The sequence below is a fragment of the Neptunicoccus cionae genome (assembly GCF_014643735.1).
In the GTDB taxonomy this organism is placed as follows: Bacteria; Pseudomonadota; Alphaproteobacteria; order Rhodobacterales; family Rhodobacteraceae; genus Amylibacter; species Amylibacter cionae.
This window is the reverse complement of the sequence record NZ_BMKA01000001.1, coordinates 765,014-781,502: the sequence shown is the minus strand read 5'-3', so window position 1 is coordinate 781,502 and position 16,489 is coordinate 765,014. Positions and strand designations below refer to the sequence as shown.

The window sequence follows — 16,489 nt, the reverse complement described above, 5'->3', positions numbered from 1 at the left end:
GTTGATCCTGCGTTACAGGAATTCAAGTGTGGCGGAAGCGGGCAGCGTGGGGGCAAAAGCCCGCAAAGCATCCACCAGTCGTTCAAGGCTTTCGGGTCGGGTGGCGTAGATCGTGACGATATTGCCGCCCAAGGTGCCAATCGGCACGTTCAGTTTCAAGCGGGCGACGGGCTCCCAGTTTGGCGGGAGGTGATCGGCCAGCCAGTGACGATAGATCATCGCCGCGCCCACATCATATTCCTGCGCCAGTTTGTCCGCCCAGAGCGGATCTGTCCGGCTGGTACGTGCCTCTAGCGCGCGGGCCGAAGCCAGCCCCCACAGGTCCAGCACGTAATGGGGGTTGCGATAGGCCACATGGCCAAGGTCGTTCACCGCCACAGGTGCCTGCCAGTAATCATCCACAAACCGCCCCATCTGACGCTGCTGCGCATGGATCGCAGCGCTGCCGGAGGGGAGCTTTTCAAGGGTCGTCAGTGGGTAGTGCAAGCCACCGATCACCAGCGCGACCACGGGGAAAACCGCGCGCAACTGTCGTCCGGTCGGCGTTACGGGCTGCATTTGCGCCAGCAGATAAACCGTGACCGCTGCACCATAGGCCCAGATGTAAATCTCGTAACGGTAAAACGGCAGGACAGCGCCCAGCATTAGATGCGCCAGCGCCGCCAGAACAGCGGTAGCGCCAATTGCGATCTGAAGGCGAGAGAAGGTCTTGCGCTGTGCCAGCAGCAGGAAAAACAGGCACAGTATCAGACCGACCAACATCCGCCCCGACGGAGAAATCAGTGACAGTTTCAGGCCATTCTTGAAGGCAAGCAAACGGTCGCTTCCCGCGCCTTCCACCACATCGGCACCGCCCCCGACCACAACAGCCTTGGCATTGACCGAGTTGGGCAACATATCCAGCCCGAGCGCGTTCATATTCACAAAATGCGCCGCCAGTGGCAGGGCTGTCACCACGATGGTTAGCACCGCGATGCGGCCCCTGCCCCCAATGGCAAGCACGCCACAGGCAAACAGCGCCAGCGCCATGCCTTCAAAGCGCAGCAATGGGTTCAGCAGGATCGCCGCCAGCAGATACCAGCGCATTCGCCCGTCCTGCGCAAAACGCACCAGCCCCAACGCCACCAGTAACGCGATACAAACGTGGAGCATATGCTCCATCCCGATCAGTGACATGGCAGGGAAATGCAGAAAAACCGGACCCAACAGCGCCAGAGCCAACAGCGCCTTGTCCCAGACAGGATCGGTCCAGATTTCTGAAACCGTCAGCAACCGTGCCCAAAGAACCGCCGCCCACATAAGCGCCAACAGACCAATCGCCAGCGGTACATAGACGTGCCAATCAAATCCCGCAAAGGGCGCCAGCAGATAGGAATACAGAATAGACGAAGACGCAGAAGCGGACTCCCCTGCATTCACCCCATAAGCGCCCTTGGCCACCTGTTCGGACATGGCAAGATGGATATACACGTCATCAAGCGCATATTCCCATACGCCGCCGGTCTTTATCAGGGTCAAAGCCACCAGCAGGCACACCGGCAGCACCGCGCCGAGAAGGGCCAAAACGGTTAATCGGCGGGCTTGGGTCATGCGCCCCCCCTGACGTTGCGCGATTGGCTCTCGCAATTCGCAGGAATACCCTTACATAATAGTCCGATAGGAGACTCCATGAACAAAACCCGCCTTGTGTTGGCCCTGTGCCTGAGTATTGCCGCCAGCGCGCTTCCGGCTGCGGCCAATCCTCTGGAAGAATATCTCTGGGTCAAACGGCCACTGGTGATCTTTGCCGATACACCCGAAGACCCCCGCTTTGTGCGCCAGATGGAACTTCTGGCAGAAAACCCCGAGGCGATGGAGGAGCGGGATGTGGTGGTCCTGATCGACACCGACGCCGCCACCCCATCAGAACTGCGCAAACTGTTGCGCCCAAAGGGGTTCCAGCTGACGATTGTGGGCAAGGACGGGCAGGTCAAACTGCGCAAGCCCCGTCCCTGGACCGTGCGAGAGCTGAACCGCTCCATCGACAAAATGCCCCTGCGCCAGCAGGAAATCCGGCAACGATGGGAACGATAGCGCCCCTGCGCCACGCGGGAACCCCATGAACCTCCGCGCCCTGCCCTGTGATGGGCAGGACCAAAGTGCGGTTCTATGATCGCAGGGCCCAGCAAAGCGCCTATTCGAATTCCATGATCACGTCGTCCACCATCAGGCTTTCACCCACTCCGGCGTTAACCTTGCTGACGACACCTTTCTTTTCGGCCCGCAGCACGTTCTCCATTTTCATGGCTTCCACCGTACACAACGGCTGGCCTTCCTGCACTTCGTCGCCCTCTTTCACATCAAGCGCTACGATCAGACCCGGCATCGGGCAAAGCAGCATTTTAGAGGTATCGGGTGGCAGTTTTTCCGGCATCAGCTGCGCCAGCTCGGCGTTACGCGGGCTGCGCACCCGCACTTTGAGCTCCGCACCACGGGACCGGATACGATAACCAGCAGAGATCTGATCGACCTTCAGAACGACGGTTTCCCCGTTGATTTTCATCTTGGCGAGGCTCTGCCCCGGCAGCCAATCCGATGTGACGCGCAGCTTTTCACCGTCCTCAAACTTGACAGTTGAGCCCTTGTCGTCGGCCTTAACCTTCACCGCGAAGCTTTCGCCTTGCAAGGTCACGACCCATTTCTTACCCACCTTGCGTTTGTGGTTGCTGATCCGGCCAGACACCCGCGCGCGACGGATTTCGGCAACGCGGAACATGGCCGCACAGCCCGCCGCAATCTGGCGCAGGGCCGCAGGTTTCAGTGTCGCGCCCTCAAACCCTTCGGGGTATTCTTCTTCGATAAACGCAGTGGTGATGTTGCCAGACACAAAGCGTTCGTGATCCATCACGGCAGACAGGAACGGCAGGTTGTGGCCAATGCCCTCTACCTCAAAACTGTCGAGCGCAACGCGCATCCGGTCAATCGCCTCTTCCCGTGTTGGCGCCCAAGTACAAAGTTTTGCGATCATCGGATCGTAATACATGCTGATCTCGCCGCCCTCATAAACGCCGGTATCGTTGCGCACCACGTAATCGGACTTGGATTTCTCAGCAGGTGGGCGGTAGCGGGTCAGACGACCGATGGACGGCAGGAAGTTGCGATACGGATCTTCCGCATAAAGCCGGTTTTCAATCGCCCAACCGTTGATGCCGATGTCTTCCTGCTTCATGGACAGCTTTTCGCCCCACGCCACGCGGATCATCTGCTCCACCAGATCAATGCCGGTGATCAGTTCGGTTACGGGGTGTTCCACCTGCAACCGTGTATTCATTTCAAGGAAATAGAAGTTACGGTCCCCATCGACGATAAATTCCACCGTACCGGCAGAGCTGTAGTCCACCGCCTTTGCCAGCGCGACAGATTGCGCGCCCATCGCTTTGCGAGTTTCTTCATCGAGAAACGGGCTTGGCGCTTCTTCTACAACCTTTTGCTGGCGGCGCTGGATCGAACATTCCCGCTCGTTCAGGTAAATACAGTTGCCGTGTTTGTCCCCAAGCACCTGAATTTCGATGTGGCGCGGTTGGGTGACAAATTTCTCGATAAAGATCCGGTCATCACCAAAGGAATTGGCCGCTTCGTTCTTGGAGGATTGGAACCCTTCGCGCGCTTCTTGATCGTTCCACGCAATCCGCATGCCCTTGCCGCCACCACCGGCAGAGGCTTTGAGCATCACAGGATAGCCGACTTCGTTGGAAATCTTGACGGCTTCATCCGCGTCCTCGATCAATCCCATGTAGCCCGGAACAGTCGAAACGCCAGCTTCCTGCGCCAGCTTCTTGGACGTAATCTTGTCGCCCATCGATTCAATTGCGCCTGCTGGCGGGCCGATGAAGGCAACACCTTCCGCTTCAAGCGCCTCGGCGAAGAGTTTGTTTTCACTTAAGAACCCGTAGCCCGGATGCACCGCTTCGGCACCCGTCTTGCGAATCGCATCCATGACTTTTTCGATCACGATATAGGACTGGTTCGCCGGTGACGGTCCGATATGCACCGCTTCATCCGCCATCTGCACATGCAGCGCCTGCGCATCAGCATCGGAATAGATCGCAACTGTCTGTATGCCCATTTTGCGGGCCGTCTTGATAACACGGCAGGCGATTTCGCCACGGTTGGCGATCAGGATTTTCTTAAACATTATGCTGTACCTTCGATTGGGCAGTTGCGAAATTTCGTGCGGGTATCCGTGCCGCCAAGGCACGAAAAAAGGCCCCGTCCGAACATGCGGAGGGGGCCAAGTAGAGGGGAAATGAAAGAGTTTAACCGCTCGACAGAGCTGTTATTCCCAAACGTGCCGGTCTTTGCTGGTGATGCCACCAACAACGCCACCGACAATAGCGCCTTTGATCGGGTTGCCGTCCAGCAAAGCCGTGCCAACCGCCCCGACAACCGCACCGGTGCCGATGCGTTTCTGGGTGCGTTGGTCCAGCGTGCTGTTGCAGGCCGACAATCCGAATACCGCAGCGAGTGCTGCAAAAACTGTAAGGTTCCGCATGTTTTTGCCCTTTTTATCTGCGTCCCGAGCCTGCTCGAAAGGTCTCGTGCAGGGAATTGGTACCGCGGTAAACGGGCAAAACAAACTGTTGTTTTCAAACGGGATGCTGCATCGGCGCAATGGTGCCAAATCACGGTTTTTATAGGCAAATTCATGCCGAATCCCCGTAATCATCTTCAAAAATGTCGGGAAAATTGGCCATCGCCTTTCCCTTGTTGATCCGCAGCAGTGCTTCGTAGCTTTCAGGATCGAAAGGATCTTCTGCGGCCACAACCTCGCGGCCGAACAACCAGTTGATGCGTCCGGCATCAAGATTGCCCCGCTCAAACGGTTCTTCGCCAAAGAACTCCCACAATGCTTCAAGGAAAGCTTCATCGGCGCGCCTGTCGGCAAAGCGGCGGTCCGCATAGCGTTCGCGCGCTTTAATCGGCGTAGCCCCTTTTTTGTTGGGACGGCGTATAGTGAACTGGAATTCGGACCCGGGCAAACGGCTGGGGAAGCCACGATGCTTAATCATACTGTCCCCCACTGGTTCAGGTTCAGGGGAAACAGTGCGCGGGCGGCGGCAGACCGCCGCCCGGCGAGTGGTTTAGTACTTAGAAGAAACCGGCTCTGGTTGTACGTCCAGTACAACAACTGGCTCTTCTTGTTGTGCGCAGGCAGCAACGCCCATTGCAACGACAACCAATGCGATTTTAAGTTTTGTGGACATAGTGTCCTCCTGTGACAGTCATAGTTTATTCGAAACCGGCCACGACAGGCGACCGCGGCCACGTAAACGCAGCCTGTCAGCACGCTAGCAAAGATTCGCAGCGGCGCATACCAAATATGTGAATTTATGTAGAAATTCTGCAATTTTCTGCCATTTTGTGACGCAATAGCCGCGCTGTTCCCTGTAGGGCCTGTTAAAACCATTCGCATGTTCCACCACTTATGTCGTAAGCGTTTAAAAATTGAGCTGCGGTTTCGTCTACCGCGCCATAGTCGATGGGCCGTTCCATAAGGCGCACCACGATTTCGTCGATCCGCGTTCCGTTGCCGATCAACTTACCAGCCATCGGAATGCCGATTTCTTCACAGACTGTATCCATATCGATACTGGCCCGATCAAAAGTCACCCCGTATTCGCCGCCAAGGGCCTCGGCTAGAAAGCTGAGGTAAAGGATCTTGTTTTCCGGTGCCACAATCCGACTTTCATAAAGGGAAAGAGGCTGCCCCGAAGGCACGGCGATTTCGGTCACATCCTGCTGAGAAGCCGTAGCCCCCAGCAGCGTTGCCATCAAAAGCCCCGTCGCAAGCGCGCCTGCGCCAATCCGGGTTATACGAGGATCAACCACCGGAACCGTCCCTTACAACGGAATATTGTCGTGTTTCTTCCAAGGGTTCTCCAGCTTTTTACCCCGCAGGGAGGCAAAGGCACGGCAAACCCGTTTGCGGGTGTTGTGTGGTTTGATCACTTCGTCGATAAACCCCTTTTCCGCTGCCACAAAGGGGTTGGCAAAACGATCTTCATAATCAGCCACACGGGCGGCGATTTTCTCTGGATCGCCCAATTCAGAGCGATACAGAATCTCAACCGCGCCTTTGGCACCCATCACCGCGATCTCTGCAGTGGGCCAAGCGTAGTTATAATCGCCCCGTAGGTGTTTGGACGCCATCACGTCATACGCCCCGCCGTAAGCCTTGCGGGTGATCACCGTCACTTTTGGCACTGTCGCTTCGCCGTAGGCAAACAGCAGTTTCGCACCGTGCTTGATCACGCCGCCATATTCCTGACCTGTACCGGGCAGAAAGCCGGGCACATCCACCAGTGTCAGGATTGGAATTTCAAACGCATCGCAGAACCGGACAAACCGCGCCGCCTTGCGAGAGCTGTCAATATCAAGACACCCTGCTAGAACCATCGGCTGGTTGGCCACAACGCCGACGGTCTGCCCTTCCATACGGACAAAGCCGGTCAGTATGTTTTTGGCGAAGTCTTCCTGAATCTCGTAGAAATCACCCTCATCCGCGATCTTGGCGATCAGCTCCTTCATATCGTAGGGCTTGTTCGGATTGTCAGGGATTAGCGTGTCGAGCGAGATTTCATCCCGCGCCACATCGTCAAAGAACGGACGCACCGGCGCCTTTTCGCGATTATTGAGCGGCAGAAAATCGAATAGGCGACGCACTTCCATCAGCGCCTCCATGTCATCCTCAAACGCGCCATCCGCGACAGACGATTTGGATGTGTGGGTTTTCGCGCCGCCCAGCTCTTCTGCGGTAACGACTTCATTGGTAACGGTTTTCACAACATCAGGGCCCGTGACAAACATGTAGGAACTGTCGCGCACCATGAAAATAAAGTCGGTCATCGCAGGGGAATAAACCGCTCCACCCGCGCATGGCCCCATGATTACGCTGATCTGTGGCACCACACCGGAGGCCAGCACGTTGTTCTGGAACACATCCGCATAACCGGCCAGCGAAGCCACGCCTTCTTGGATTCTCGCACCGCCGGAATCGTTCAACCCAATGATCGGAGCACCGTTGCGCACGGCCATCTCTTGAATTTTGCAGATTTTCTCCGCATGGGTTTCCGATAGTGATCCGCCAAATACGGTGAAGTCCTGTGAGAACACATAGACCATACGGCCGTTAATCGTGCCCCAGCCGGTGATGACACCATCGCCCGGAATGGTTGTTTCCTGCATTCCGAATTCAGTGCAGCGGTGAGCCTTGAACATATCAAATTCTTCAAACGATCCTTCGTCCAGCAGAACCTCGACCCGTTCGCGTGCAGTCAGCTTGCCCTTGGCATGTTGCGCATCAATGCGACGCTGGCCTCCGCCCATGCGGGCTTCTTCGCGGCGGTCTTCTAGTTGTTGCAGGATCGTGTTCACGGCAGTTCCTCCGAATGGTGCGCAATTTGCACCGGAATACGCGAAGTCGGGACGCTCTGAAAGAAAAACCTCGCATATTTGCAAATATATTAGCGAGCCAATCTATCAAATTGCAAATTAGCAAACTCTGCCCAACTTCAGGCAAAGCTACGCCGAAAATCGCTGCTCTAATTTTTTTGCGTTTGATGTACGAAAATACGCTATAGAGAAACAACTCCTTAGCACGCAGGTATGTCATGGTCACAAGAACCGAAATTATCGACGGGATGCAATTCACATTCCTTAAGGGCAAAGACGCGATCAATACAACTGACGCCGCCGCCCACACGTTTACTTATCAATATGCAGGCACCTCAGCGCCTGTCGATCTTCCAACCTCAGCTACATATGACGGATGGTCAGATTTCAGCGCCGCCGCCGAAGCCAGCTTCCGCGAAGGACTTGATCATCTGGAAAGCCTGATCAACGTGGAGTTTGTAGAAGTCACAGGGTCAGACGATCCTGATATGAATGTCGGCTCTGTCACATTGCCCGGCTCAACCGCTGGAACGGGGGGCTATTCCGCGTCAAGTTCGGGGGACAGTATCACCCGATATGACAGCTATGTTGTTTATGACAACACGATCGATATCTCCACAACGATGGATCTGATCCTGCATGAACTTGGCCACGCGATGGGACTGAAACACTCGTTTTCTTCACCGACAGTGCCAGATGGGTTCGACAACAACAAATACACGCTGATGTCCTACACCGAGAATCCCGACAACGGTCTCGACAGTGATGCGATGATGTTGTTTGACATCCTCGCCCTTCAGGACCTCTGGGGCGCAAATGATGAAACCGCGCTTGGCGATACCACTTACACCGGATCGCGCACCGAGACGATTGATGCGGTTTGGGATGCGGGTGGCATAGACACATTTGACGGCTCCGCCCTGTCCGGTGGCGTCAAACTTGACCTGCGAGAGGGCCGGTTCTCCAGTTTCGAAACCACTGACGATGTGGTCATCGCTTATGATACCGTCATTGAAAACGCGATTGGCGGCGATGGCACGGACAAGCTGGTTGGCAACAGCGCGGCGAATAACCTTCTAGGCGGCGCGAGCAGGGACAAACTGAAAGGCGGCAGTGGCGGTGACGACATTGACGGTGGCGCTGGACGGGACAAAATCAACGGCGGCCGAGGACGGGACGACCTGTCAGGTGGCGCTGGCAACGACCGCATTTCCGGTGACAAAGGCAAGGACACGCTGACAGGAAATGGCGGCGCTGATACTTTCGTGTTTGAAAACAAAGGCGGCAAGGACAGAGTGCTGGACTTCAAAGACGATGTGGACCAGTTAAAGTTTGATCACGCAGACGTGTCCAGCGTGGATGATGTGCTCGCACTTGGCACAGAAAAGAACGGCAACGCTTTCTTCACCTTCTCTGACGGATTGATCGTGCGGGTTGATGACATAACCCTCGCAGAACTCAGCAACGACATTCTTATCGCCTGATCCCCTCACCCCGCGCATGCAGTCATGCGCGGGGCCTTCACAGACTGACAGCAAAATCGAACTGACGCGCCGTAGCGTAAGCTTGCGGGGGATTTGTCGTGGACAGTTCCAACCCAGCGGCATAGTCAGGAATCAACCGCCGGTGTCGGGTCAGTATTTGCGTCCTCGGACTCGGTGTTTTCCAGTATCTCCAAAGGAAACCCCCTTTGCATGTCCGTATTGCCCAAGTCACGTTTTCTAGACCCCAAGACACCACCGACGATGTTCACACTGGTCATTTTTGCCTCTCTCGGCGCGATTTCCATGAACATTTTCCTCCCCTCCATGCCTGCAATAGCCGAGCACTTCGACGCCAGCTATCTGGCCGTGCAGTTCATGTTGTCGGGTTTCTTGCTGATGAACGGCATCCTGCAACTGTTCATCGGCCCGATCTCTGACAGGTTCGGGCGGCGTCCGGTTGCGCTTTGGACGTTGGGCGCTTTTGTGATTGCCTCCGTCGTTTGTGCCAATGCGCCAAACACGACAATCCTGCTAACGGCCCGCACCTTTCAGGCGCTGGTGGTGTCCAGTTTCGTGCTGTCCCGCGCCGCTGCCCGTGACATTGCGGGCAGCAAGGACGCGGTCTCGCTCCTTGGCTATATCGCGATGGGGATGTCTGTTGCCCCCATGATGGGGCCGACCATTGGCGGCTTCCTGCAGGAGGCGTTCGGCTGGCGCGCGCCTTTCTGGACGCTGACATTTCTGGGGCTGGCCGTGCTCGGTCTGGTCTGGCGCGATATGGGGGAAACCAACCTTACGCCGTCGACCAGCATGGCCGCACAGGTGCGCACCTACCCAGAGTTGCTGACCTCGCGCCGGTTCTGGGGGTATTCCCTGTCCACCACATTCGCTTCGGGCTGCTTCTTTGCCCTCCTCGGCGGCGCACCCTTTGTGGGCTCAGTAGTCTACGGACTTAGCCCCGGAGAGTTGGGTCTTTATTTCATCTTCGCACCGGCAGGTTACTTCACTGGCAGTCTGATTTCGGGCCGTTTTGCCAGCTTTGTCGGGCTTTACCGCATGATCACTCTGGGGGCGGGCATCACAGTTGCCGGCATGTTTCTGGCACTGGTGCTGGTGAACACAGGCTTTGATCATCCGGTGGCATTCTTTGGCTGCACAATCTTTATCGGCCTCGGCAACGGCATGGTGCTTCCCAGCGCCTCAGCCGGAATGATGTCGGTCAACCCACGGCTGGCAGGTACGGCTGCGGGGCTTGGCGGCGCGATGATGACGCTGGGCGGGGGGGCATTGTCAGCGATTGTTGTGCCTTTCCTCAGCAAGGAAGCAGGCGCAACGCCGCTTATCCTGTTCACCCTCGGCTCTGGCGTGCTGGCCCTGCTGGCGGCGCTCTATTCGATCCGCGTTGAATATCAGGTCCGCAAAACGGCCTGAGTTTAAGCCGCTTGCGCCAGAAGTTTGCAAAGATTACGCTGCACCCAGCTAATTAGCAAAGTGAGGGGCTGAAATGCGTGCGCAAAAACTCTATGCAGGTGTGACCTTGCGGGAGACCCGCCAGAAACAGGGGCTGACCCAAAAGGATTTTGCCGCGAAACTTGGCGTTTCCCTGCCCTATCTGAACCAGATGGAGAACAACCACCGCCCCGTCAGCACCACTGTTGTGCTGGCCCTTGCGCAAGAGTTCGGGTTTGATGTCACGCAGCTGTCGGTTGGGGAGTCCGAACGGATCGTGGCCGACATGCGCGAGGCGCTGGCCGATCCGGTGTTTAGTACCACGCAGCCACCGCTGGCGGACATGCAGCTTACCGCCTCTAATGCACCCGCCCTTGCCCGCGCCTTCCTTGACCTGCACCGCGCCTATCGTCAGGGGCAGGAACGGCTTGCCTCGCTGGATGAGGCACTGGGCCGCGAGGACAGCGCCATTTCCCCCTCCCCGTGGGAGCAAGTCCGCGACTTTTTCCATTACTGTGACAACTACATCGACAGCATCGACCGTGTGGCGGAAAACTATGCGACACAGGCGAAGCTTTCTGGCCCCAACGCGCTTGGCGCGGCCCATGACTGGCTGGCGGAAAAACACAACATTCACCTGCGCACCAAGAATACCGACGTGCTGCGCCATTACGATCCGGCCAGCCGCACGCTGACCCTGTCGGCACAGGCGGAAACCTCGTCCAAACTGTTCCAGATCGCCCACCAAACCGCGTTGCTGGATCACGACGACCTGCTGGAAGCCACCCTTGATTTCGCCAATTTCAACACGCCAGAGGCTCGTGCCATTTGTAAAATCGGGCTGGCCAATTATTTCGCCGGTGCCGCCACCCTGCCCTATGGCCGGTTCTTGCAAGTGGCGCAGGAAACGCGGCACGATCTGGAACTGCTGGCGAATTTCTTTGATGCCAGTATTGAACAGGTGGCGCACCGGCTGTCCACGATGCAAAGGCCGGGGGTGAAGGGGATACCCTTCTTCTTTGTAAGGGTCGATCAGGCGGGAACCATCACCAAGCGCCATTCCGCGACGCGGCTGCAATTCGCCCGCTTCGGTGGCGCCTGCCCGCTGTGGAACGTGCACCGCGCGTTTGAAACGCCGGGGCAGTTCCTGCGCCAGCTTGCTGAAACACCGGACGGGTTACAGTACCTGAGCCTTGCGCGGGATGTGTCCAAAACCGGCGGTAGCTTTCGCGCGCCAATCCGGCGCTATGCCATTGGCTTGGGCTGTGAAATCCGGCACGCAGGCGCGATGGTTTACGCGGATGATCTGGACGTCACCAACCGGCAGGCCTTTGAACCCATAGGTATTTCCTGCCGGATCTGCGAGCGGCACAACTGCCACCAGCGCTCTGTTCCGCCGTTGGAGCGCCACTTGAAAGTGGACCCCAACAGCCGTGCTACCTTGCCCTATAGCATCGGTGAAACCTAGACCTTACCGGGCGCATCGCCGCCGTCGTCACTGACGCTGTCGTCTTCATTGTCCTTCGCCGCTGAGGAATGCTCTCGCTCCTGCGCGTCCGTGGTCTCTGCCTTGGTGTCTTCTTTGGATTCCTCTGTCTTATCATCGTCCTTTGCAGAGTTTTTGACCTTGGTCAGCTCGTCTAGGTTTTTGATATAGACATCGCGCTGTGCGAACGGAATTTCGATACCTTCTTCGGAGAACCGTTTGAATATCTCAAAGTTCATGTCCGATTTCGCGGAAAGCATCCAGTTCACATCCCGCAAGATCGCACGGATTTCAAAATCGAGACTGTCAGCCCCGAAGCCCATAAACATAATCGCCGGACCCGGATCAAGCAGCACCATCGGGTGGGACTCTGCCACCTCCAGAAGGATTTTCTCAACGTGTCGCGGGTCACTGTCATAGGCCACACCAACAGGCACGCGCACGCGCCCTGCCATGCTGGAGTGGGTCCAGTTCGTCACGGTGCCGGCAATCAGATCGGCGTTCGGGATAACGACGGAGGCGCGGTCAAAGGTTTCCACTTCGGTAGAACGCACAGAAATTTTGCGCACGTAACCGGAATAGGTGCCAACCTCGATCCAGTCGCCTGCCTTGATCGGGCGTTCAATCAGAAGGATGATACCGGAGACAAAGTTCGACACGATGGTTTGCAAGCCAAAACCGATACCAACCGAAAGCGCACCAGCGACAATCGCAAGGTTGGACAGGTCCAGTCCCGTGGCGGTAATTGCGGCCAGTGCCGCAAAAAATATACCCACATAGCCCGTACCAGTGACAATGGCATTCTGCCCGCCGCTATCAAGCCGCGTGTTGGGAAGAACCGTGGTGCGCAGCGCGGATTGCAGGATGCGGGTGATGGTGTAACCGATGGAAAACACCAACACAAACGTTAGGAAATCGGTCAGGGAAATCCGATTGTCGCCAAAGGAAATCCCGTCCCGCGCCATCAGCCAGACCTCTTGCAGGTCCACCAATCGTGCACCCCAGATCAGGGCCAGCAACGGCAGCGCGATACAGATCATGATGAAGCCAACAGCCACACGGAACAGCGCGCCGTATCGTTGGGCTTCTTCCTCATCCCCTGCTGATGTGGACGTGTTGCCGGTATATCCGGTGAGCGATCCGATCAGGCGGAAGAAAATGTAAAAGCCAGTGATCAACAGCAGCGATGCGGCAGTGGAAAACACCAAGCGGTTGCCCGCACTGTCAAAGCCGAACGCGGCAAGGACAGGCCCGGCCACCCCTGCGGCCACGCAGATATTGCCCATAATGGTGGCGACACGGCCCAAAAACGGATTGCCGTCTTCCTGTTTGCCAGCCACCTGCGCCTCGTTCGCCAGCACCCGCCCGATGCGGAACAGAGCGATCCCGCCCACGATAACCAGCGGAAACGTCAGCGTTGGGATGGCGGCCAGAAATTCGGGGCTGTGTCCTGATCCAACCGCCGCTGCATCCAGCATGGCCCGCAGTGCGAACATCAGGCCAAGTGCAAGGAAAGAGCGTTTCATAGGCCCAGTCAGGCTCTCGTCGATTTCGATCAACGGCCCCTGATTGGAGGTTGCGACGAACAGGGAGCGGGCCAGCCAACTTGCAAAATAGAGCGAGAAACCGGCAAATCCGAGACTGCGCAAAATGAAATAGCCGCGCAAATCGAACAGGTCGAGCAGCAGCAAAGCCTGCACCAGCACAAACAGGCCGAGCGCGGGCAAGATCAATTGGAACAGCGATCCGATAAAACCGTAAAGGGCTGCCGTGCGTGGGGATGCGTTGCGGCTAAAGGATTCCTGCACGCGGCGCGACCACACCCGAGAGCGTAGCAACAGCACCAGCGCAACCGCCAGCAACATCGCCACCATTAACAAATTGGTAAGCCGCATAGAGGCACGGCTTTCATTGGACAGGTTGCCCGATATTTCAGCCCACAAATTAACATTGAACGCGACCAGCGCCGAAACTGCCGCGCTGATCTCGCGGGGATCAAGGGGGGAGTCATTTTGGGCGACCAGACGGGCCGTGCTGCGATGGCGCATCAGCTCGTCGATCTGGGAAATCAGCCCATCCGCCTGTTTGAAAAGGTCTTCTGCAGCTTTGACCGGTGCTTTGGCTTTATCCAGCTCTTTGTTCAGCTTTTCCCGCAGTGCTGCGACATCTTCGGCTTCGGTCTCACCTTCTGCGGGCGGTGCGCCAAGGGCATCAATCCGGTCCTGGATCGGGCCGGTCTTGGTTTGCGCTTGGTCTTTCAGCTCTGTTGCGGCACTGCGGAAGTCCACAAGCTGCTTGCGCAACGCCTCTAGTGCCTTGTCCGAAGCGGTTGCATTCTCCAACACTTCTTCCGCACGCTCTACCGTGCTTTCAAAGGCAGCCTTGTCAAAAGCAGTTTCAACAGATTGTGCGAAAGCTGCCAGCGGCAAAGCCACCAGCAGCATCAAAGTCCAAATTAGTCGCTTCATTTTGGTCCTATTCGAATACCGTCGGGATGTCGGTTCGTTTCTTCTCCAGCCAATGGGGAATTGGCAGGCCTTTTTCCCGCAGGAAAGCGGGATTGAACAATTTAGCCTGATAGCGCGTACCGTAATCACACAGCACGGTCACGATTGTGTGCCCCGGCCCCATGTCCTTGGCCATGCGGATCGCACCCGCGATGTTGATGCCGGTGGACAGCCCCATGCACAGCCCCTCTTCCTGCAACAGGTCAAAGACAATATCGATGCCTTCCGAGTCCGGAATGTTATAGGCGTGATCCACTTTCAAACCTTCAAGGTTCTTGGTGATCCGCACCTGTCCGATGCCTTCAGCAATAGACCCACCCTCGGCAGTCAGTTCGCCATTTACGAAATAGTTATACAGCGCCGCACCGTCCGGATCGGCGATACCGATCTTGATGTCCTTGCTTCGGGCACGCAGACCGTCAGCCATACCGCTTAGCGTTCCGCCAGAACCACAGGCGCAGATAAAGCCGTCGACTTTGCCATTTGTCTGCTCCCAGATTTCCGGCGCAGTAGTGTCGATATGGGCCTGTTTGTTGGCCACATTGTCAAACTGGTTCGCCCAAATCGCGCCGTTGGGTTCGGTTTTTGCAAGTTCTTCCGCCAGACGGGCCGAATATTTCACAAAGTTATTCGGATCGCGGTAAGGTTTTGCAGGAACCTGCACCAGTTCAGCGCCAGCCAGACGGATCATGTCCTTCTTTTCCTGACTTTGGGTTTCGGGGATCACGATCACCGTCTTAAACCCGAGAGCAGCGCCCACCAGCGCCAGTCCGATGCCAGTGTTGCCGGCCGTGCCTTCCACGATGGTGCCACCCGGACGCAATTCGCCCCGCGCCATCGCATCCTTGATGATGCTGAGCGCGGCACGGTCCTTCACCGACTGGCCCGGGTTCATAAACTCCGCTTTGCCCAGTATCTCACAGCCCGTCAGTTCCGACGCTTTGTTCAGGCGGATCAGGGGCGTGTTGCCAACGGCATGGGGAAGGTCTTGGTAAATTGTCATCAGAGGTATCCTTAAGACTGCTTCGTTCCTTGATACGCGCCGCCCCAAACGGTTTCAAGCGGCGCTTGCTTCTCTGCGCAATCGTTCACGGTTCGCCCCAAGCCAGTACAGCGAAAGCAACAAAGGTCCATTATCTGCCTCTCCACTGGCCACAAGCGCCATAGCATCGTCGAAGGTAAGGATGTGGGTTTGGATATCCTCATCCTCGCTCGCCACTCCATGTACGCCGCTTTGCGCTTTAGACAAATCTACCAGACCCAAAAATGTAAAAAGATATTCCGACAGGCATCCGGGTGACGGGTAGTAGTTGGCGATTTTCTCTAACCCCAGCAGGGTCAAACCCGCCTCTTCTACCAACTCGCGACGGGCGACTTCTTCGACGGGTTCATCGCCGTCGCACCGACCCGCCACAGGTTCAAGCACCCAAGGATGGCAGTCCCCCCGCACATAGGCCGCAGGGCGGAACTGTTCGATCACCACAACCTGATCGCGCACCGGATCATAGGGCAACACCGTCACGGCATCCGCCGCCCGCAGCACAGTGCGTTCGATCACCGGCGACAGGCCCCCGTCAAAACGGGGATGGCGCAGGTTTACGTCTTCAACATCAAAGTAGCGCGCATAAGGCAAGGCGCGGCTTTCCTGTTGCACCGCGTCGCGGCGAAAGCCACGCCGCAGCGAGACCGGCACCCGCGTGTCCGACCGCTCTGCCCGCACAAAAGAACGCGCCCGCATCAATAATCCTGCACGGTTAACAGGGGTATTATGCGCTGTTGGCGCGGCAAGTATTTGCGCCGCATCCGCCGCGACGCAAGCCTCTACACGGCGGGCATAAGGCGTAAATTCCGCTGGTTGCGTGCTAGTGGACACAGCCGCCAAAACCGGACCGTGGACGCCCGCAGCGGGTTTCACTTCATCTGATAGGCCGTTGAAATAGCTTTTGAATGGCTCGCCCAGTGGGACGGCGCATGGCGAAGAAACCCCGTCACATGTCCCACCCCCGGCGACCAAGGCACCGCTGGCATCCACATCGTAGCCGGACAAGCGATCCGCCTGCCAGTCTGCATCGGGACACAACGCAAGGGCAACGTCCCTGTCGGAAAGGAAAACACGCATTCTGATAATTTTC

At 57.0% G+C, this 16,489-nt stretch carries 14 protein-coding genes; 4 read left to right on the top strand and 10 right to left on the bottom strand.

Going from position 1 to position 16,489, the window contains the following annotated elements; translation table 11 throughout:
* Nucleotides 1-12: 12 nt before the first annotated feature.
* Nucleotides 13-1,590, bottom strand: coding sequence for a DUF8728 domain-containing protein (locus tag IEX10_RS03450; protein ID WP_188670914.1), 1,578 nt, complete (start codon nt 1,588-1,590; stop codon nt 13-15).
* A 78-nt stretch (nt 1,591-1,668) separates the two neighbouring features.
* On the opposite strand from IEX10_RS03450, the gene IEX10_RS03445 reads away from it, so the two are divergent.
* Nucleotides 1,669-2,073 (top strand): DUF4174 domain-containing protein, encoded by a 405-nt coding sequence (locus IEX10_RS03445; protein WP_188670912.1) that lies wholly within the window; start codon nt 1,669-1,671, stop codon nt 2,071-2,073.
* Nucleotides 2,074-2,173: 100 nt separating this feature from the next.
* On the opposite strand, the gene IEX10_RS03440 is transcribed toward IEX10_RS03445, so the two are convergent.
* From IEX10_RS03440 to IEX10_RS03420, 6 genes are all read right to left on the bottom strand, one after another.
* On the bottom strand, nt 2,174-4,174 hold the full coding sequence (locus tag IEX10_RS03440) for an acetyl-CoA carboxylase biotin carboxylase subunit (protein ID WP_188670910.1): 2,001 nt from the start codon (nt 4,172-4,174) through the stop codon (nt 2,174-2,176).
* Nucleotides 4,175-4,315: 141 nt separating this feature from the next.
* Entirely contained in the window at nt 4,316-4,531 is a 216-nt protein-coding gene (locus IEX10_RS03435; protein ID WP_101656568.1) for a YMGG-like glycine zipper-containing protein, read from the bottom strand.
* A 151-nt stretch (nt 4,532-4,682) separates the two neighbouring features.
* Nucleotides 4,683-5,048, bottom strand: a complete 366-nt coding sequence (locus IEX10_RS03430) for a hypothetical protein (protein ID WP_188670908.1) — start codon at nt 5,046-5,048, stop codon at nt 4,683-4,685.
* Between the two features lie 72 nt (nt 5,049-5,120).
* Nucleotides 5,121-5,243 (bottom strand): hypothetical protein, encoded by a 123-nt coding sequence (locus tag IEX10_RS20095; protein ID WP_268237025.1) that lies wholly within the window; start codon nt 5,241-5,243, stop codon nt 5,121-5,123.
* A gap of 193 nt (nt 5,244-5,436) precedes the next feature.
* The gene (locus tag IEX10_RS03425; RefSeq protein WP_188670906.1) at nt 5,437-5,868 is read right to left on the bottom strand and encodes a DUF6497 family protein; all 432 of its coding nucleotides are present in this window, start codon (nt 5,866-5,868) and stop codon (nt 5,437-5,439) included.
* Nucleotides 5,869-5,880: 12 nt separating this feature from the next.
* On the bottom strand, nt 5,881-7,365 hold the full coding sequence (locus tag IEX10_RS03420) for an acyl-CoA carboxylase subunit beta (protein ID WP_373287421.1): 1,485 nt from the start codon (nt 7,363-7,365) through the stop codon (nt 5,881-5,883).
* 284 nt (nt 7,366-7,649) lie between these two features.
* On the opposite strand from IEX10_RS03420, the gene IEX10_RS03415 reads away from it, so the two are divergent.
* The 3 genes from IEX10_RS03415 (at nt 7,650) to IEX10_RS03405 (ending at nt 11,832) form a co-directional block, all read left to right on the top strand.
* On the top strand, nt 7,650-8,915 hold the full coding sequence (locus tag IEX10_RS03415; protein ID WP_188670902.1) for a M10 family metallopeptidase: 1,266 nt from the start codon (nt 7,650-7,652) through the stop codon (nt 8,913-8,915).
* A 210-nt stretch (nt 8,916-9,125) separates the two neighbouring features.
* On the top strand, nt 9,126-10,346 hold the full coding sequence (locus IEX10_RS03410; protein ID WP_229678411.1) for a multidrug effflux MFS transporter: 1,221 nt from the start codon (nt 9,126-9,128) through the stop codon (nt 10,344-10,346).
* 73 nt (nt 10,347-10,419) lie between these two features.
* Nucleotides 10,420-11,832 (top strand): helix-turn-helix domain-containing protein, encoded by a 1,413-nt coding sequence (locus IEX10_RS03405; protein ID WP_188670900.1) that lies wholly within the window; start codon nt 10,420-10,422, stop codon nt 11,830-11,832.
* Here IEX10_RS03405 and IEX10_RS03400 read toward each other — a convergent pair.
* From IEX10_RS03400 to IEX10_RS03390, 3 genes are read right to left on the bottom strand one after another with little or no spacing between them, the layout of a single operon-like run.
* Nucleotides 11,829-14,318 (bottom strand): DUF3772 domain-containing protein, encoded by a 2,490-nt coding sequence (locus IEX10_RS03400; RefSeq protein WP_188670898.1) that lies wholly within the window; start codon nt 14,316-14,318, stop codon nt 11,829-11,831. The two genes, IEX10_RS03405 and IEX10_RS03400, sit on opposite strands and share 4 nt — an antisense overlap.
* A gap of 7 nt (nt 14,319-14,325) precedes the next feature.
* Nucleotides 14,326-15,360: a cysteine synthase A gene (locus IEX10_RS03395; RefSeq protein ID WP_188670896.1), complete on the bottom strand. Its 1,035-nt coding sequence runs from the start codon at nt 15,358-15,360 to the stop codon at nt 14,326-14,328.
* Nucleotides 15,361-15,414: 54 nt separating this feature from the next.
* On the bottom strand, nt 15,415-16,476 hold the full coding sequence (locus IEX10_RS03390; RefSeq protein WP_188670894.1) for an NUDIX domain-containing protein: 1,062 nt from the start codon (nt 16,474-16,476) through the stop codon (nt 15,415-15,417).
* Nucleotides 16,477-16,489: the final 13 nt, after the last annotated feature.